Annotated in this window: 13 protein-coding genes and 1 pseudogene; 7 read left to right on the top strand and 7 right to left on the bottom strand. The window is 74.8% G+C overall.

Annotated features, from left to right (window positions below; genetic code table 11):
- Positions 1-18: 18 nt before the first annotated feature.
- On the bottom strand, positions 19-4,791 hold the full coding sequence (locus tag ACN20G_RS04840) for an Lhr family helicase (protein ID WP_424211476.1): 4,773 nt from the start codon (positions 4,789-4,791) through the stop codon (positions 19-21).
- A gap of 71 nt (positions 4,792-4,862) precedes the next feature.
- On the opposite strand from ACN20G_RS04840, the gene ACN20G_RS04835 reads away from it, so the two are divergent.
- The 3 genes from ACN20G_RS04835 to ACN20G_RS04825 are packed head-to-tail and all read left to right on the top strand — an operon-like array spanning position 4,863 to position 7,081.
- A complete protein-coding gene (locus ACN20G_RS04835; RefSeq protein WP_424211475.1) occupies positions 4,863-5,900 on the top strand; it encodes an AraC family transcriptional regulator in 1,038 nt (345 codons plus the stop codon).
- A gap of 21 nt (positions 5,901-5,921) precedes the next feature.
- Positions 5,922-6,776 (top strand): AzlC family ABC transporter permease, encoded by an 855-nt coding sequence (locus ACN20G_RS04830; RefSeq protein ID WP_424211474.1) that lies wholly within the window; start codon positions 5,922-5,924, stop codon positions 6,774-6,776.
- Positions 6,773-7,081 carry an AzlD domain-containing protein gene (locus ACN20G_RS04825; protein ID WP_424211473.1) on the top strand — a complete coding sequence of 103 codons (309 nt, stop codon included), beginning with the start codon at positions 6,773-6,775 and terminating at the stop codon, positions 7,079-7,081. Before ACN20G_RS04830 ends, ACN20G_RS04825 begins: the two co-directional genes overlap by 4 nt.
- Here the strand turns inward: ACN20G_RS04825 and ACN20G_RS04820 are convergent.
- Entirely contained in the window at positions 7,050-8,123 is a 1,074-nt protein-coding gene (locus ACN20G_RS04820) for a hypothetical protein (protein WP_424211472.1), read from the bottom strand. The genes ACN20G_RS04825 and ACN20G_RS04820 overlap by 32 nt on opposite strands.
- 120 nt (positions 8,124-8,243) lie before the next feature.
- Here ACN20G_RS04820 and ACN20G_RS04815 point away from each other — a divergent pair, with 120 nt between their 5' ends.
- Positions 8,244-8,438 carry a DUF3046 domain-containing protein gene (locus ACN20G_RS04815; protein ID WP_424211471.1) on the top strand — a complete coding sequence of 65 codons (195 nt, stop codon included), beginning with the start codon at positions 8,244-8,246 and terminating at the stop codon, positions 8,436-8,438.
- 334 nt (positions 8,439-8,772) lie between these two features.
- Positions 8,773-9,801, top strand: a pseudogene (locus ACN20G_RS04810) (AI-2E family transporter); the annotation flags it as partial.
- 156 nt (positions 9,802-9,957) lie between these two features.
- Here the strand turns inward: ACN20G_RS04810 and ACN20G_RS04805 are convergent.
- Positions 9,958-10,728 (bottom strand): Clp protease N-terminal domain-containing protein, encoded by a 771-nt coding sequence (locus ACN20G_RS04805; protein WP_424211470.1) that lies wholly within the window; start codon positions 10,726-10,728, stop codon positions 9,958-9,960.
- Between the two features lie 201 nt (positions 10,729-10,929).
- Between ACN20G_RS04805 and recA the strand changes: the two genes are divergently transcribed.
- Together recA and recX are read left to right on the top strand one after the other, a co-directional pair.
- Positions 10,930-12,066, top strand: a complete 1,137-nt coding sequence (gene recA, locus ACN20G_RS04800; RefSeq protein WP_424211469.1) for a recombinase RecA — start codon at positions 10,930-10,932, stop codon at positions 12,064-12,066.
- A 331-nt stretch (positions 12,067-12,397) separates the two neighbouring features.
- Positions 12,398-13,276, top strand: coding sequence for a recombination regulator RecX (recX, locus tag ACN20G_RS04795; RefSeq protein ID WP_424211468.1), 879 nt, complete (start codon positions 12,398-12,400; stop codon positions 13,274-13,276).
- Between the two features lie 1,585 nt (positions 13,277-14,861).
- Here recX and ACN20G_RS04790 read toward each other — a convergent pair.
- From ACN20G_RS04790 to ACN20G_RS04775, 4 genes are all read right to left on the bottom strand, one after another.
- Positions 14,862-15,251, bottom strand: a complete 390-nt coding sequence (locus ACN20G_RS04790; RefSeq protein WP_424211467.1) for a rhodanese-like domain-containing protein — start codon at positions 15,249-15,251, stop codon at positions 14,862-14,864.
- Entirely contained in the window at positions 15,248-15,790 is a 543-nt protein-coding gene (locus ACN20G_RS04785; protein WP_424211466.1) for a cysteine dioxygenase, read from the bottom strand. The genes ACN20G_RS04790 and ACN20G_RS04785 overlap by 4 nt, the downstream gene beginning before the upstream one ends.
- Before the next feature lie 98 nt (positions 15,791-15,888).
- Positions 15,889-15,975 (bottom strand): putative leader peptide, encoded by an 87-nt coding sequence (locus ACN20G_RS04780; RefSeq protein ID WP_424215371.1) that lies wholly within the window; start codon positions 15,973-15,975, stop codon positions 15,889-15,891.
- Positions 15,976-16,007: 32 nt separating this feature from the next.
- A complete protein-coding gene (locus ACN20G_RS04775) occupies positions 16,008-17,639 on the bottom strand; it encodes an FAD-dependent oxidoreductase (RefSeq protein WP_424211465.1) in 1,632 nt (543 codons plus the stop codon).
- Positions 17,640-17,777: the final 138 nt, after the last annotated feature.

Raw genomic sequence — 17,777 nt, 5'->3', positions numbered from 1 at the left:
CTCCCGCGGACCGGCCCGTCACGGCCGCAGCCGCAGCCCCCGGGGCGTCGCGTGGAACCCCGCCACCTCCAGCGACGGGGCCACCGGCGAGGTCAGGGCCGAGACCGTGTTCACGCGCTCCACCGTCAACGGCGGAAGCAGACCCGCGCGGGTCGCGTCGGCCAGCGCCGCGAGCGCCGCCGCCCACACCGGGGACTCCGGCTCGGGCCAGACCAGCAGCGTCCGCCCGCCCCGCTCCAGGTAGCCCGCCAACTCGCCGTCCACCAGGACCACCGTGGACCCCGCCTTGCGGCCCGGCTTGTGCGTGACCCCGGCCGGCGGCTCCGGCCACGGCAGGGCCGCGCCGTAGGCGTTCGCCGGATCACAGGCCGCCAACACCGTCGCCCGCGGCTCCCGACCCTGCGGATCGAAGGCCCGCAGCCGATCCACGGCCCCGTCCATCGCGAACTGCGCCGCCCCCAAGCCCTCCACGACGTACCCCCGCCGGGCCTGACCGTTGTCCTCGAAGGCCGACAGCACCCGGTACACGGCGCTGAACCCGCCCGGCACCCCCTCCGCCTGCACCGCCCCCCGGGTCACCACCCCGTGCCGGTCCAACAGGGTCCGGGCCAGGGCGTGCGCCCGCAGGGTCGGGTCCCCGGCCCGCTCCGGCAGCAAGGACCAACGCCCGGCCACCGTCGGCGAGGACTGCCGGGCCGCGCCGAACCCACCCGCGCCGAACCCGCCGGAGCCGCCGGAGCCGAACCCGCGCGATCCGAGGGCGCCCGTGAGCGACCCGTACCGGCCCCGGGGCACGGGACGCCGCGCCCGGTGCGCCGTGGACCCCGCCGTGCGACCCGAACCGAGCAGGGCGCGCAGCGGGCCCAGGGAGTCGTTCGTGACCCGCCCCGACCACACCAGCTCCCACAGGCCGGCCGTCAGCTCCACATCGGAGACCTCCGGCCCCCCGTTCTCGCCCGCGCCCTCGGCCGAGCCCGCCGCCAGGGCGCGGCGGGCCGCGTCCGCGAGCTGCCGGTAGAACAGCCCGTACCCCCCGGCCAAGGCCCCCAGCAGGGCCCGGTGCACCGGCGTGAGCTCCAGCGGCCCCGGCTCCGGCAACAACAGCGGCGCCGTGTCCGCCGGGTACAGCGCCACCCAGCCGTCCTTGCCCGGCAAGGCCCCCGCGCCCGCCCACACCAGCTCCCCGCCGGTCGTCAGCTCGTCCAACAACGACGGGTCGTAGCCCGCCACCCGACTCGGCAGCACCAGCCGCTCCAGCGCCGAGGCCGGCACGGCCGCCCCCTGCAACTGCTCCGCGGCCCGCAGCAGCCCGTCCACCCCCCGCAGGCCCGTGTCCAGGTGCTGCCAACGCGGCAGGAACGCGGCCAACGCCGCCGGCGCCACCGGCTCCAGCTCCTCGCGCAACGCGGCCAGGGACCGGCGCCGCAGCCGCCGCAACACCGTCGCGTCGCACCACTCCTGGCCCGTGCCCGCCGGATGGAACTCGCCCCGCACCAACCGACCCGAGGCCGCCAACCGGTGCAGCGCCCCCTCCGTCACCGCCGGGCCCAGCCCGAACCGGGCCGCCGCCGCACCCGTCGTGAACGGCCCCCTGGTCCGCGCGTACCGGGCCAACAGATCACCGAGCGGATCCGCCACCGGCTCGGTGAACGCCTCCGGCACCCCCACCGGCAGGGCCGTGCCCAACGCGTCCCGCAACCGGCCCGCGTCCTCGATCGCCGCCCAGTGCTCGACCCCCGCGATCCGCACCCGGATCGCCCGCCGGGCCCGCCCCAACTCCGGCGCCCACTCGGCCGTCGCCCCGCGCTCCGCCAACTCGGCGTCCGTCAACGGACCCAGCAGCCGCAGCCGGTCCGCGACGCCCTCCGCGTCCCTGACCCGGCGCTCCTCCGTGGACCAGGACAACTCCCGCTCCAGCTCGGCCAGCACCTCCGGATCCAACAACTCCCGCAGCTCGGCCTGCCCCAGCAGCTCCGAGAGCAGCCGGGAGTCCAGGGACAGGGCCGCCGCCCGCCGCTCCGCCAGCGGCGAATCCCCCTCGTACAGATACTGGGCCACGTACCCGAACAGCAGGGAGCGCGCGAACGGCGAGGGCTCGGTCGTGGTCACCTCCACCAACCGGACCCGGCGCGCCTCCACATCCCCCATCAGCTCGACCAGCCCCGGCACGTCGAACACGTCCTGAAGGCACTCGCGCACCGCTTCGAGCACGATCGGGAACGAGCCGAACTCGGACGCCACCTGCAAGAGCTGCGCCGCCCGCTGCCGCTGCTGCCACAAGGGTGTGCGCCGCCCCGGATCGCGCCGGGGCAACAGCAGGGCGCGGGCCGCGCACTCCCGGAACCGGGACGCGAACAGCGCGGACCCGCCCACCTGCTCCGTCACGATCCCCGACACGTCCTCCTTCGCGAACAGCACGTCGCCCGCCCCGACCGGCGGCGCCCCGTCGGCGTCCAAGGGGAACGCGGGACGCGGGAACGCCCCGCCCGGGGCGGCGGGATCGTGGTCGAGGAGATCGGTCGGCCCCGCCCCCGCGCCCTCCGACCCGCCCGCGCCCTCCGCCCCCCAGTCGCCCAACAGGTCCGCGTCCGGCAGCCGCAGCACGATCCCGTCGTCCGCGTGCATCACCTGCGCGTCCATCCCGAACCGCTCCGCGAGCCGCGCTCCCAGCGCCAGCGCCCACGGCGCGTGCACCTGCGCCCCGAACGGCGAGTGCACCACGATCCGCCAGTCGCCCAACTCGTCGCGGAAACGCTCGACCACGATCGTCCGGTCGTCCGGCACGTGCCCGCACGCCCGCTTCTGCTCCGCCAGGTACGCCAACAGGTTGTCGGCGGCCCACGTGTCCAGCCCCGCCGCCGTCAACCGCTCCCGCGCCGCCGGCTCCGGCGCCGCGTGCACCTCCCGCAGGAACGCCCCCAGCGCCCGCCCCAACTCCAGCGGCCGCCCCAACTGGTCGCCCTTCCAGAACGGCAACCGCCCCGGCACCCCCGGCGCCGGCGAGACCAGCACCCGGTCCCGCGTGATGTCCTCGATCCGCCACGAACTCGTGCCCAGCGTGAACACATCCCCCACCCGGGACTCGTACACCATCTCCTCGTCCAGCTCCCCGACCCTGCCCCCGCCCTTCTTCGGGTCGGAGCCCACGAGGAACACCCCGAACAGGCCCCGGTCCGGAATGGTGCCGCCGGAGGTGACCGCGAGCCGCTGCGCGCCCGGCCGGCCCGTGATCGTGCCCGCGATCCGGTCCCACACCACCCGGGGCCGCAGCTCGGCGAACGCGTCCGAGGGATAGCGGCCCGCCAGCATGTCCAGGACGGCGGTGAACGCGGACTCGGGCAGCGCCGAGAACGGGGCGGCGCGCCGCACCAGCGCCAACAGCTCGTCCACCTGCCACACGTCCATCGCCGTCATCGCGACGATCTGCTGCGCCAGCACGTCCAAGGGGTTGGCCGGCACCCGCAGCGCCTCGATCGCCCCCGCGCGCATCCGCTCCGTGACCACCGCCGCCTGCACCAGGTCACCCCGGTACTTCGGGAAGACCACCCCGGTGGAGACCGCGCCCACCTGGTGCCCGGCCCGCCCCACCCGTTGCAGCCCCGAGGCCACCGACGGCGGCGACTCCACCTGCACCACCAGGTCCACCGCGCCCATGTCGATGCCCAGCTCCAGACTGGACGTGGCCACCACGGCGGGCAGCCGGCCCGCCTTGAGGTCCTCCTCCACCAGCGCCCGCTGCTCCTTGGACACCGAGCCGTGGTGGGCGCGCGCGAGCACGGGCGGGGCTCCCTTGGCCGCCCCCGACTGGGCCATGATCTCCGCGGGCGGGGCCGCCTCCGGCAGGGCGGCGCCGGCCGCGCGTTCGGCCGTGATCTCGTTCAGCCGGTTGCACAGCCGCTCGGCGAGCCGGCGGGAGTTGGCGAACACGATCGTGGAACGGTGCGCGCCGATCAGGTCCGTGACACGCTCCTCCACGTGCGGCCAGATCGACGGACGGTCCCCGCCGTCGGCCCCCTTCGACCCCGCGTCGGCGGCGGGCGCCGCGCCGACCTCGCCGAGATCGGGCACCGGCACGACCACGGACAGGTCGAAGCGCTTCGTGGACGGCGGCTGCACGATCTCCACCCGGCCGCGCGGCGCGAGGAACCGGGCCACCTCGTCCACCGGCCGGACCGTCGCGGACAGCCCGATCCGGCGGACCGGCCGGGCCACCAGCGCGTCGAGCCGCTCCAGGGTCAGCGCGAGATGGGCGCCGCGCTTGGTGCCCGCGACGGCGTGCACCTCGTCGAGGATCACCGTCTCGACCCCGGTCAGGGCCTCCCGCGCGTTCGAGGTCAGCATCAGGAAGAGGGACTCGGGGGTGGTGATCAGGATGTCCGGCGGCCGGGTGGCCAGGGCGCGCCGCTCGGCGGGCGGGGTGTCACCGGACCGGATCCCGACCCGGATCTCCGGCTCCGGCAGCCCCAGGCGGACGGCCTCCTGCCGGATCCCGGTCAGCGGGCTGCGCAGATTGCGCTCCACGTCCACCGCGAGGGCCTTCAACGGGGACACGTACAGGACCCGGCAGCGTTTGCGGGGCTCGGCCGGGGGCGGGGTGGAGGCGAGCCGGTCCAGGGAGGCCAGGAACGCCGACAGGGTCTTGCCGGACCCGGTCGGCGCCACCACCAGCACGTCCGAGCCCTCGGCGATGGCGCGCCACGCGCCCTCCTGGGCGGCCGTCGGCGCGTCGAAGGCCCCCGAGAACCAGGAACGGGTGGCGGGGGAGAACTGATCCAGCGCGCGGTCGGCCATCCCCCCATCGTGCACCCCGGCACCGACAACGCCCCCGGGCCGCCGCGCCCGGGGGCGCGGAGAATGGGGGGATGGGCACGGACGAGGGCACGGGCACGGGCGCGGGGAACGCGCGGGGCGGGGACGGGCCGCCGCGCGGCGACGGGCTGGGCACGGGTGGTCCCGGCACGGGTGGGCCGGTCGTCGATGGGCCGGTCGTCGACGGGCGGCGCGCCGACGGGGAGTGGGCGCGGCACTGGCGCTCGCCGCACCTGCCGGACCTGCACCTGCTCAGCGCCCGCTACGTGCGCCACACCTTCCCCCGGCACGCCCACGACGGGTACGTGCTGGGCGCCGTCACCCGGGGCGTGGAGGAGATCGGCCTGCCGGGCGGCGGAGTGCGGGCGGTGCCCGGCACCATCGCGATGATCAACCCGGAGGTGCCGCACAGCGCGCGGGCGGCCGGCCCGGAGGGCTGGGCGTACGCGACCCTCTACCCCGGGCGGGCCCTGGTGGGCGAGGTCGCGGCGGAATGGGGGGTGCGCGCGGGCGGGACCGCGCCGCCGCTGTTCCGCGAGTCGCTGGTGGTGGACCCGGAGGCGGCGCGGACCGTGGTGGCGGTGCACCGGGCCGCCGAGGCCGGGCAGGCCACGGCGGCCGACACCCTGCTGCGGGGAGTGGTGGCCCGGCTGGTCACCCGGTACGCGGCCCCGACCTCGGCCCGGACCCCGGCGGCGGCCGGGGCGAGGGCGGCGGAGCTGGCCCGCGAGATCCTCACCGAACGGATGGCGGACCCGCCGACGCTCGCCGAACTGGCCGGGGAGCTGGGCACGGGCTCGTTCGCGCTGCTGCGGGCGTTCCGCGCGCGGTACGGGATGCCGCCGCACACGTGGCTCACGGACGCCCGGGTGCGCCGGGCGCGCGTGCTGATGGAACGGGGGACGGGGCCGGCCGCGGTGGCCGCGCTGGTGGGCTTCTCGGACCAGCCGCACCTGAACCGGCACTTCACCCGGATCGTGGGGGTGCCGCCGGGGGCGTACCGGCGCGAGCACGGGCCGACGGAGGGCGGGGCGGGGGCCCGCGACGTGCAAGAACGTACAAGACCGCGCGGGACCGATCTGCTTGGCTGAGCCGGTGTGGGAGGTCGGTTAATGATCGAGGAACGGGACGCGGTCGCGTCCGGAGCGATATCGGGTCGAGGGCAGGACCAGGACCAGGACCAGGGCCCGGACGCGGGCGAGGGCGCGGGTGCGGATGTGGAAGGGCGACGGGCCGTCGTGCGGGACGCCCTCGGCGTGGGTGTGGCCGTCGGCCTGTCCGGGTTCGCGTTCGGGGTGACGGCCGCCGGATCGGGACTGAGCGTCTGGCAGGCGTGCGCGCTGAGCCTGCTCGTGTTCACCGGGGCCTCCCAGTTCGCGCTGGTGGGCGCGCTGGCGGCGGGCGGCAACCCGTTCACGGCGGCGGCCGGGGCCTTTTTCCTCGGCACCCGCAACGCCTTCTACGGGCTGCGGCTGTCGCAGCTGCTGGCCCTGCGCGGGGCGGTCCGTCCGTTCGCCGCGCACTGGGTGATCGACGAGACCTCGGCGGTGGCCCTGACCCGCCGCGACCGCGACTCCGCCCGGCTCGGCTTCTGGGTGACCGGGCTCACCCTGTACGTGCTGTGGAACCTGACGACGCTGCTCGGCGCGCTGGGGGCCGAGGCCCTGGGGGACACCTCCGCGTGGGGCCTGGACGCCGCCGGGCCCGCAGTCTTCCTCGCCCTGCTGGCGCCGATGTTGCGGGGGCGGACGGAGCGGCTGGTGGCCCTCGTGGCCCTCGTGCCGGCACTGGGACTGCTGCCGGTGCTGCCGGCCGGACTGCCGGTGCTGATCGCGGCCCTCGCCGCGCCGGCCGTGCTCTTCCTGACCGGCCGCGACCGGGCCGTACCCGTGAACGAGAACGAGAACGAGGACGTCGGCGTGGACGAGGTCGACGTGGACGAGAAGGACGGAGGGGCGCGGTCGTGAACGTGTGGATCACCATCGGCGTGACGGCCGTCGGATGCTACGCCGTCAAACTCGCCGGCCTGCTGGTGCCCGCCGGGGCCCTCGAACGCCCGTGGGTGCGCCGGCTCGCGGCCCTGTTGCCGGTCGCCCTGCTCGCCGCGCTCACCGCGCAGCAGACCTTCGCCGCCGGTCGCGACCTGGTGCTGGACGCACGGGCGGTCGGGCTCGCCGCCGCCGCCGTCGCGCTGCTGCTGCGCGCACCGTTCCTGCTGGTGGTCGGGGTGGCCGTGGCCGTCACCGCAGGGGTGCGGGCCCTGACGGGCTGAGGCCGCCGTCCGCCGCGTCCCCCGAGTCGATCGCGCCCGGGCCGGGCCCGGTCGGGGCGGCGGAGCCCTGGTCGGGCAGTCGTCCGTAGGCCCGCAGGGTCAGCAGGGCCTCGATCGTCGCGATGGGCCGCTGTTCCAGCACGGCGCCCGCCGTCCAGCCGCGCCGCCGCGCCGGCCACCCGCCGTCCTCCTGCTGCTGCGCCGCCAGGTGGGTGAGGGAACGATCCATCTCCTCGTCCGTGAACCAGGCGCGGGCCGCCGAATCCGGCCGGGGGGCGACCTCGTGCGGCAGCAGGGGGGAGGAGGGTCGGGCGGCCGGGCCCTGACCGGCGGGGGGCCTCGGCGCGGGCGGACCGCTCGGGGTCGGGCCGCTCGGGGCCGGGCGGGGGAGCGGATCGTCCGGGTCCAGCGTCACCAGGCCCCGTTCGCGCACCACACGCCCCAGCCGGTCCGCCGCGGCGGCCGCGCGGCCCGGATCGGGGGCCCCGTCGAGGAAGGCCACGGCGGCGGGGATCTCCGACAGCCGCGCCGGTCTCGCGCTCTCCACCCGCTGCCAGCAGAAGTCGGTGGCACGGAACAGCCAGGCGTGCCAGATCCGGTTGCGGTGCAGGAGGCCGACGACGGGCCCGGTGGCGACGAGGTCGGCGGGCAGGTCCACCGCCGTGCGGTGCTGCGGGGCCACGGGATGGGAACGCGGGACCGGCAGCACGGAGGGCAGCGCGCCCTCGGGGGTCGAGACCTGCGTCAGGTGCCGGCAGACGCGTTCCACGCGCCGTCCCTCGCAGCGCCCCAGGGAGTCCAGGACGCGCAGCGCGTGCAGGGTGTGCAGGGGCTGGCTCAGAGGACCCCGAAGGTCCGGATCGAGGGCGTGACCGTAACCGCCGTCGGGGTTGAGGTAGGGGCCGAGGGCCGTCTCGACCGGATCGGCCTCGGCACCCAGGAAGTGGAACGCGAACCGTCGCTGCTCCAGGACCCGCGCCGTCAGCCAGATGAACTGCTCGGCCCGGGCGAGGGCGAGCGCTGCCGCTTCGTTGCCTGCCATGGGAACACGCTAGGGTCCCGGGCGGTGACACGGTGACGAAACGGCACGAGTGCACTCTTTGGGGTTTCTGTCCGAACCCGAACCCGGATCCGCGTGGGGCGGGCGTGGGACGATGTACGCATGCGGTTGACGATTTTCTGGGAGCGGATGGCCGAGCACTTCGGGGCCGGTTACGCCGACTCCTTCGCGCGGGACCACGTCATGGCGGAGCTCGACGGGCTCACCGTCCACCAGGCCCTCGAACAGGGCTGGGAGACCAAGGACGTGTGGCGCGCGGTCTGCGCGGCCGTGGACATCCCCGCGTCGCTGCGCTGAACCCGACCGCCGCTCGCGCCGGGCCGGTCCCGGTGATCTTGTGCGTGAGACTGGTGGGGTGGCTGGAACAGAGGAACGGGCAGGCGGCGCGGCGGACGAACCGGAAGGCGCCGGGACGTCGGGCGTGAGGCCCGACGCCGGGAACGGCGGATCGGGCGACGGGGCGGCCGGCGGCGTGGGCGGCGCTGTCGCGGATGGTGGCGGCGGGGGCGGCCGGGGCGGTCGGGACGGCGGGGGTGACGGCCTCGGGCACGTGCCCCGGTCCTCCCGGGACGGCGGGGCGGGGAGCCCACCGGGGAACGCGGGGGTCCGGAGCGGGTTCGGGGGGTCGCGGATGCCTCGGTGGTTGCCGCGCGCCGCGCTCCTCGTGTTCGCGCTGTACGCCTGCTACACCCTCGCCTCGTGGGCCTTCTTGCAGGTCACCGGCTTGCTCGTGAACATCCTGATCGCGTTCTTCCTGGCCCTGGCCGTGGAACCCGCCGTCGCGCGGATGGCGGCCCGGGGAATGCGGCGCGGACTGGCGACCTTCCTGGTCTTCCTCGCGATCCTGCTCGCCTCCCTCGGGTTCGTGGTGCTGCTCGGGTCCATGCTCGCCGGCCAGATCGTCGACCTCGTCGCCGACATGCCCCGGTACCTGGACTCCGTCATCGCGTCGGTGAACCGCACCTTCCACACCGAGCTCTCGCGGCTGGAGATCCAGGACAGCCTGCTGCACTCCGACTGGCTCCAGAAGTACGTGCAGAACAGCGCGGGCGGTGTGCTGGACGTCTCGGCGACGGTGCTGGGCGGGCTGTTCCGGCTGCTGACGATCGCCCTGTTCTCGTTCTACTTCGCCGCCGACGGGCCACGACTGCGGCGCGCCCTGTGCTCGGTGCTGCCACCGGCCCGGCAGGCGGAGGTCCTGCGGGCCTGGGAGATCGCCGTCGCCAAGACCGGCGGGTACCTGTACTCGCGGGGGCTGATGGCGCTGATCTCGGGGATCGCGCACTACGTGCTCTTCGAGGCCCTCGACGTGCCGTACGCGCCGGCCCTCGCGGTCTGGGTCGGCCTGGTCTCGCAGTTCATCCCGACCATCGGCACCTACCTGGCGGGCGCGCTGCCGATGCTGATCGCGTTCACGGTGAACCCCTGGTACGCGCTGTACGTCCTCGGCTTCGTGGTGATCTACCAGCAGTTCGAGAACTACCTGCTCCAGCCGAAGCTGACCGCGCGCACCGTCGACATCCACCCCGCCGTCGCCTTCGGCTCGGTGATCGCCGGCACCGCCCTGCTCGGCGCGGTCGGGGCGCTCATCGCGATCCCGGCCGTCGCCACCCTCCAGGCGTTCCTCGGCGCGTACGTGACCCGCTACGAGGTGGCGGAACGATCCCTCGACGGCGCCGGCTGAGCACACCGGCCCGCCTGTGCTCGGGCGCGGGCCGGTCCGGTGCGCTCGACGCCGTGCCCCGGACGGGCCGCTCGGAGGTCCGGCGCGGGGAAGGAAGGGGCGGACCGGGGGAGGGGTCCCGGGTCGGTGGGGTCACTCGGCGGTCGGGGCGTCCCCGGGAGTGAGCGCCCCGAGGGCGGAGAGGGTGGCCGCGACCGCTTCCTCGGTCCTGGTCTTGTCCACGCCCAGGTCGGCGAGGGCGCCCGCGCCGTTCTCCTGCTCCAGGAGGGCGAGCAGCACGTGCTCCGTGCCCACGTACTCGTGGCCCAGGCGCAGGGCCTCGCGGAAGGTCAACTCCAGGGCCTTCTTGGCCTTCGGGTCGAACGGGATGAGGTCCGGCACCGTCTCGCCGGGCTCGGGCAGTCGGGCGAGGACGGCGGCGCGCGCCTCGGCCGGGTCCACGCCCTGGCCGCGCAGCACGTGCGCGGCGAGGCCCTCGGATTCGGCGAGCAGCCCGAGGAGCAGGTGTTCGACGCCGATCTCGGCGTTGTGGGCCTTGCGGGCCTCGCTCTGCGAGGCGACCACGACGTTGCGGGCCCGGGGGGTGAACCGGCCGAAGTTCTGGCTCATGTCGGTCGGGCTCTCGCCGGGCTTGTCGCTCTTGGGCACGAAGCGCTTCTGGGCGGCCTGGCGGGTGACGCCCATGCTGTGGCCGATGTCGGTCCACGAGGCGCCGGAGCGTCGGGCCTGGTCGACGAAGTGGCCGATGAGGTGGTCGGCGACGTCGCCGAGGTGCTCGGCCGCGACCACGGCGCCGCTGAGCTGTTCCAGGGCGTCCGGGTGGGTGTTCTTGATGGCGTCGATCAGATCGTCGAGCCGGACGTGGTGGTTCATGCGGACGGGTTCCACGGGAGGGTTCGTCATGGTGACAACCTTAGGTTGACAGTTCGGTGACTGTCAACCATGGGTTGTCAGTGGGTTGTGGAGGGGTGCGCTTGACACGGAATTCGAACATCCGTTCAGGTGAGTTATCCACAGGTGCGAGGGCGTGGAGGCGCATTGTCAGTGGCACGCGCTAGCGTCGTCGACGTGAAGCGATCGACTCAAGTAACCCGGGTGGAACCCATGGCAGGCACCGACCGCGAGAAGGCGCTCGACGCCGCTCTCGCACAAATCGAGCGACAATTCGGCAAGGGCGCGGTGATGCGCCTGGGCGACCGCCCCAACGACCCCATCGAAGTCATCCCCACCGGGTCCACCGCCCTCGACATCGCCCTCGGCGTCGGCGGTCTGCCGCGCGGCCGAGTGGTCGAGATCTACGGCCCGGAATCCTCCGGCAAAACCACCCTCACCCTGCACGCCGTGGCCAACGCGCAGCGCGCGGGCGGCACCGTCGCCTTCGTGGACGCGGAGCACGCCCTCGACCCCGAGTACGCCAAGGCGCTCGGCGTCGACACGGACAACCTCATCCTGTCCCAGCCTGACACCGGTGAGCAGGCCCTGGAGATCGTGGACATGCTCGTCCGCTCCGGTGCCCTCGACCTCATCGTCATCGACTCCGTGGCGGCCCTCGTGCCGCGAGCGGAGATCGAGGGCGAGATGGGCGACTCGCACGTGGGTCTCCAGGCCCGCCTGATGAGCCAGGCCCTGCGCAAGATCACCAGCGCGCTCAACCAGTCCAAGACCACCGCGATCTTCATCAACCAGCTCCGCGAGAAGATCGGCGTCATGTTCGGCTCGCCCGAGACCACCACCGGTGGTCGCGCGCTGAAGTTCTACGCCTCGGTCCGCATCGACATCCGCCGGATCGAGACCCTCAAGGACGGCACGGACGCGGTCGGCAACCGCACCCGCTGCAAGGTCGTCAAGAACAAGGTCGCGCCGCCGTTCAAGCAGGCCGAGTTCGACATCCTCTACGGGCATGGCATCAGCCGCGAGGGCGGCCTGATCGACATGGGCGTGGAGCACGGCTTCGTGCGCAAGGCCGGCGCCTGGTACACGTACGAGGGCGACCAGCTCGGCCAGGGCAAGGAGAACGCCCGCAACTTCCTCAAGGACAACCCGGCCCTGGCCGACGAGATCGAGCGGAAGATCAAGGAGAAGCTGGGCGTCGGCGTGCGCAAGCCGGCGGCGGACGCGGAGACCGCGACCGACACGGCGGCCGCGGGCGCGGGCGCGGCGGAGGGCACCGACGAGGCGAAGGCCGCGACGGCGACCGCCGCCAAGGCCAAGCCGGCCAAGGCCGCGACCGCCAAGAGCTAGGCCCGGACCGTGTTCGGCCACGGACGGGAACGCGGACGCCGGTTCGGACCGGCCCGGGAGACCGGGCCGGTCCGGGGGCGGCGGCCGCGGTGACGATCCGCCGGCGGACAGGTCACGGCGGGGGGACGAGTCGATCCGGCTTCGGGCATTCGGCCGGGGCGGGCGGGGCGTGTCGGGCGTGTGGGGCGTGCAGGGCGTGCGGGGCGGGATCGGAGAGTTGAACGTTCGCGAGGACTCGGGGACGGGGGTGGGACGGTGACGCCGTCCGACCCCCCGACGGAACGGGGACCGCGGGCGAGAGCGGTCGGGGCGACCCGACGGAGGAGAAGGCGTGGTCGACTCGTTCGACGATGAGGGACCGGCCGGGGCGAACACCGCGTCCGGGCCGCCGGACTGGTTCGCCGCGGCCGTCGCCGACGGTGGCGCTGTGGCGGACGGTGGACACGAGGGTGGTGGGCACGAGGACGGCGGCGGCCGGGACGGTTGGGACGGTCGGGACGACGACCGGAACGCCGGGGGCGGTCGGGCACGGGAGTACGGGCGGACGCGCTCGCGAGCGTTCGGCGAGTCGGGCCGCTCGGGTCGGGGGCGTAGTGCGCAAGGTCGCGCGCGAGAGCGCGCGCGAGAGCGCGTGCGTGACGGTGACGCGGACGCGGACGTGGGCGTGGACGGTGCGGGCGCGAAGGGGCGCCGGGCGCGAGAGGAGTCGAGCCAGAGCCCCGAGGAGAAGGCCAGGGCGATCTGCCTGCGCCTGCTCACCGGATCCCCCCGGACCCGCCGGCAACTCGCCGACGCCCTGAAGGCCCGGGACATCCCGGACGAGGTGGCGGAGGAGGTGCTCTCCCGCTTCGAGGAAGTGGGACTCATCGACGACGCGGCCTTCGCCGGAGCATGGGTCGAATCCCGCCACCACGGCCGGGGCCTGGCCCGCCGCGCCCTGGCCCGCGAACTGCGCACGAAGGGGGTGCAGGGGGACGTTGTCGAGGAGGCCCTGGGACGCCTCGACTCGGACCGGGAAGAACAGACGGCCCGAGAACTCGTCGACCGCAAACTCCGCACGACCCGGGGCCTGGACCGCGACAAACGCATCCGCCGCCTGGCCGGAATGCTGGCCCGCAAGGGCTACCCGGAGGGCATGGCCCTACGAGTGGTCCGCCGCGCGCTGGAGGAAGAGGGCGAGGAAACGGACGACCTGGGCCCCACCTGGTAGCCGGTCGGGCCGAACCGGGGGCGCTGGGGGTGGTGGAGGTGGTGGAGGTGGTGGCGGCAGGCGGGGCCGCGCGAACCGGGCAGTGCGCGAGCCCAACGAACGCCTGACACCAGGCCGGGGCACACGCTGTCGGTCGCAAGACCCCAGGCGGACAAGGGGAGGCGACCACCCCTGAGGCCGATCCACCTGGGCGGGGTGGGTGGGAGGGAGGAGGGGAGGGGGAGCGATGGCCCCTGTTGGTGCACCACCCCGCCCACGGCCCGAGACCGTCAGGCGCCGTCGGCGGGGTGCGGGTGGGTTGGTGGCTTGGTGGGTGGCTGGGGTGGTGTCGGGTCGCTCCCGTCAGCCCGATCGTCTTTCACCGGCGGGGCCGGCTTCAAGGGCGCTCCCTTCGGTCGCGTCGCTGCGCGATGGCGCAAGCGCCACCCTTGACCCCGTCCCCACCGGCGCAAGCCAACCGCTCTGCCGGCACCGCCCCCTATCCGAAAGAAACGTGCCGGGCGGAGGGGCCACCTGTGCCCAAGCCCGTCCCCTGCCTGCGAGTCGGCCCGTGGAGTCGCACCAGGCCCGCCCACGCCCAAGACGCCCACGCGCCAGACGGCTGAGGCATGTGGCAGCGCACCAGGCCCAGCTGAGCCTGAGACGCCCATGCGTCATACGGCTGGGGCGCGTGGCAGCGCGCCAGCCCGGCCGTGCCCGGGACGCCCACGCGCCAGACGGCTGGGGCATGTGGCAGCGCACCAGGCCCGGCCGCGCCTGGGACGCCCATGCGTCAGACGGCTGCCCGACGTGGCGACACGCCGGGTAGGACGCAGTTGGGCCCGCTCGGTGTCAGACGGCCGCCCGTGGCGGCACGCCGGCCCGGCCGCTGCCGAGCCCGCCAGGTGCCAGGTGGCCGCTCGACGTGGCGACACGCCGGGCTGGTCGTAGTCGGGCCCGCCAGGTGTCAGGCGGCCGGGGCTTGTGGTGCACGACGGGCCCGCACGCGCCCGAGACCGCCCGGTGAGCGCGGCGGGTGGCGGGGCGCACGGTCGCAGTTCATGGAGCAGACCACCCCAGTCGCCCCTGGGCCTCTCGCTTGCCGTGGACCTACCCCGGCCCCGAGCGGACCGGCGAACGGCTACGGACCCAGGCCCCGGCCCCCCTCCGCCGCCCCTGGGAAAAGCTTTTGACTTGCCCGCCGCCGGCAGGCGGCCACCCCAGCCCCACCCAACCGCCCCGTGCGCGACAACCCGAACCCATCCCGACGTACGCACCCCACCGGCTGCGAAAATCCGTGGCGATAACAACCGAACGCGCCGCCCTAACGAAGATCCCCAGAGGCTTAAGGACCCCGTAATGCCCGGAATGTCGCGATCTTCAATCCTTGCTCAAAACCCCTCCCGGCCGCCACAAACCCGCAGGTGAAAGACCCGCCCCCCCCGCGCACGCGGGGATGAACCCCCGGCGACGATCTCGACTGGAGTCTGCGGCGTCCGCCCCCCCGCGTACGCGGGGATGAACCCGGGAAACGGTGCGGCTCTATGGTCCGGGCATGCCCCCCCCCGCGTGTGCGGGGAGCGGGCCGGTCGGGGTGGGGTGGGGGTTAGGTGGGGGGTGTTGTGGGGTGGCCTGTGGATTTCCAGGCTTGGTAGCCGCCGATGAGGTCGGTGGCGTGGGTGAGGCCCAGGGTGTGGAGGGAGACCGCCGCGAGGGTGGAGGCGTAGCCCTCGTTGCAGACCACGATCCAGGGGCGGGTGTGGTCCACGGCCTCGGGGAGTTTGTGGGTGCCCTGGGGGTCCAGGCGCCATTCCAGTTCGTTGCGTTCCACGATCAGGGCGCCCGGGATGAGGCCGTCGCGGTCGCGGAGGGCCTGGTAGCGGATGTCGACCAGGAGGGCGCGGCCCGTGGTGACGGCCTCGTGGGCCTCGGCCGGGGTGAGGCGGGTGTAGGTGGTGCGCAGGCGGTCGATGAGGTTGTCGATGCTCTCGGTCACTGCCAGTCCTCCGGGATCTCGACCTGCTCCAGGCGCAGCACGGGGCCGGTGCGGCTGTAGCGGCGGATGCTGGGGAGCGGGGGGTGGTAGGCGTGCACGGAGATGGCGTGTTCGGTGTCCGAGGGGTTGAGGACCTCGTGGACGTGGTGTTCGTTGAAGGCGCGGCCGGTGCCCTCGGCGAGGGTGCGGGTGCGGTCCACGTCCGGTTCGAGTTCCAGGGAGCGCCAGCCCGTGGTGGGGATGCGGACGGCCAGGGAGTGTTCGGTGAGGCGGCCGCGGGCGGTGGCGAAGGCGCCGCGGGATTCGGCGTGGTCGTGCCAGCCGGTGCCGGTGCCGGGGGGCCAGCCGATCAGCCATGCCTCGCTGCCGCCCGGTCCGTCGAGGCGGATCCAGGTGCGGCCCTCGGGGTCGAGGGGGAGGCGGGCGATGACCTCGGGGTCGGCGGCGGTGCGGCGGGCGAAGTCGAGGAGTTCGGCGGCGGAGGGGCCGGGGTGGGCGCGCAGGGGGGTGGGCAGGGTGGGGGCGTGCGTCGTCGGCATGGCGGGGTGACCGTCCTGGGTTCGCGTGGGCGCGCGCGGCGGCGTCGACGGCCCGTGGGGCACGGGCGGACGTGGCGGGGCGCGGGGAAGGGGGCGAATCAGCAGGAAGGGCGACAGACGCAGCCCGCGAATCGGAGCAGGTCCACATGGACCCTCCGCCACAGGTGTACGTCGTTGCCGGTCATGGGTCGGAGTGAACCACGGCCGGCTCGTCGGGTCAATCGATCACGGCTCCGGACGGTGTCGTGACGGGGTCGGGTTCGGCGTGCGGGGTCTCGTCGGGGTCGGTGCGGGGGCGGGGCGGGCGGGGGAGTTCGGTGCCGCCGGTGCGCAGGGCGTCGGCGGCGGCGAGGAGTTCGGCGGGGCGGACGCCGGCGAAGGTGTCGGCGAGGTGGCCGTCGGGGCGGATCAGGAGGACGGTGTGGGCGGGGGCGCCGGGGTAGCCGTCGGCGACGACGAGTTCGGCGGGCAGCGGCAGGGATTCGACGGTTTCGGCGAGGCGGGGCATGAGCCCGGCCCGGGCCCAGTGCCGGCGGTCCCAGACGCCGGTGCCGGGGGCGACCAGGACCACCAGGCAGGTGCCGCGGCCGATGAGGTCGGTGAGGGGGACGGTGGCGCCGTCGGAGGTGGTGACGGGGACGTCGGCGACGAGTTCGCCGAGGGGGGTGTCCACCGGGACCTCGCAGGTCGCGCCGGGTGGCGCGTAGCAGGGGGCGGCGCCCAGGGCGCCGCGGCCGAGGTGGGCGTCGGCCAAGAGGGATTCGGCGGAGCGGGAGGCCCCGGGCAGCCAGGGGCGCAGTCCGCCGCCCCCGCGCAGGGCGGGCATGGCCGAGTCCACGGCGCGCAGGCGGGCGGCGACGGCGGCGCGGCGTTCGGCGCCGTAGCTGTCGAGGAGGGCGTCGGGGGCGCCCTGGCGCCAGTCCAGGGCCAGTTTCCAGGAGAGGTTCGCGACGTCGCGCAGGCCCTCCTCCACCCCTTGCACGCCGAGGGCGCCGAGCAGGTGGGCGGCGTCGCCGGCGAGGAAGGCGCGGCCGACGCGCCAGGTGCGGGCGAGGCGGTGGTGGAGGGTGTGGACGCCGGTGTCGACGAGGTCGTAGGGCGGGGTGGCGCCGCCGCACCAGCCGGCGAGGGTGTCGCGGATGAGCAGGACCAGGGCGTCGGGGGTGACGAGTTCGCCGCGGGCGGGCAGCAGCCAGTCCAGGCGCCACAGGCCGTCGGCGAGGGGGCGGGCGGTGACCTCGGCGGCGGGGCCGGACAGGCCGCGGTGCAGGACGGCCTCGCCGGGCCAGGGGAGTTCGGTACGCAGGGCGGCGACGGCGTGGCGTTCGACGGCGGTGCGGCCGGGGAAGCGGATGTCGAGGAGTTTGCGGACGGTGGAGCGGGCGCCGTCACAGCCGACCAGGTGGCTGCCGCGCCACCAGGTGGTCTCGGCGCCGCGGGTGTGGGCGCTGACCCCGCGTTCGTCCTGTTCCAGCACGTCCACGCGGACCTGGTCGACGCGGGTGATCAGGGGGTTTCCGGCGGCGGCGGCGCGCAGGGCGCGGGTGAGGGCGTGCTGGGGGAGGTGGAGGGGGGCGGTGTGGTCCTCGAAGGTGACGCGGCCGGTCTCCTGGCGTCGGCGCAGGGTGCGCCAGGCGGTGTAGCGCACGGCCTCGTCGTGGAGGGTGACGCAGCCCTGGCGGCGGAGGGCGGCTGCGGTGTCGGCGTGCAGGACGACGGTGCGGGCCGGGCGGGGCTCGTCCTTGCCCGGTCCTTCGTCGAGGAGGACGGAGGGCACGCCTTGATCGGCGAGGGCCAGGGACAGGGAGAGTCCGACGGGGCCCGCGCCGACGACGATCACCGGGTCCAAGGCATGGCTCCCGATGTCCGGTATGTGATCACAGAACGTATGCAACCCACTGGAGGTGCGCCCGTCAAGTGACACAGGTCCGGAAACGGTCGTGGTGCGGCGGAAGGTTCCGCCGCACCACGATACGGGAGGTGTCGG

The sequence above is a fragment of the Streptomyces dryopteridis genome, assembly GCF_049606955.1.
Lineage (GTDB): Bacteria > Actinomycetota > Actinomycetes > Streptomycetales > Streptomycetaceae > Streptomyces.
Note: the sequence above shows the minus strand (reverse complement) of the source record. Positions and strands in the feature narration are given on the sequence as shown.

Bases quoted from the DNA above. Each gene is read 5' to 3' on its own strand.
- ACN20G_RS04835 (WP_424211475.1), top strand. From the start codon at position 4,863: ATGGGCACGGACGAGGGCACGGGCACGGGCGCGGGGAACGCGCGGGGC.
- ACN20G_RS04840 (WP_424211476.1), bottom strand. From the start codon at position 4,791: ATGGCCGACCGCGCGCTGGATCAGTTCTCCCCCGCCACCCGTTCCTGG.
- ACN20G_RS04815 (WP_424211471.1), top strand. From the start codon at position 8,244: ATGCGGTTGACGATTTTCTGGGAGCGGATGGCCGAGCACTTCGGGGCC.
- recA (WP_424211469.1), top strand. From the start codon at position 10,930: ATGGCAGGCACCGACCGCGAGAAGGCGCTCGACGCCGCTCTCGCACAA.
- ACN20G_RS04785 (WP_424211466.1), bottom strand. From the start codon at position 15,790: ATGCCGACGACGCACGCCCCCACCCTGCCCACCCCCCTGCGCGCCCAC.
- ACN20G_RS04780 (WP_424215371.1), bottom strand. From the start codon at position 15,975: ATGACCGGCAACGACGTACACCTGTGGCGGAGGGTCCATGTGGACCTG.
- ACN20G_RS04830 (WP_424211474.1), top strand. From the start codon at position 5,922: ATGATCGAGGAACGGGACGCGGTCGCGTCCGGAGCGATATCGGGTCGA.
- ACN20G_RS04805 (WP_424211470.1), bottom strand. From the start codon at position 10,728: ATGACGAACCCTCCCGTGGAACCCGTCCGCATGAACCACCACGTCCGG.
- ACN20G_RS04820 (WP_424211472.1), bottom strand. From the start codon at position 8,123: ATGGCAGGCAACGAAGCGGCAGCGCTCGCCCTCGCCCGGGCCGAGCAG.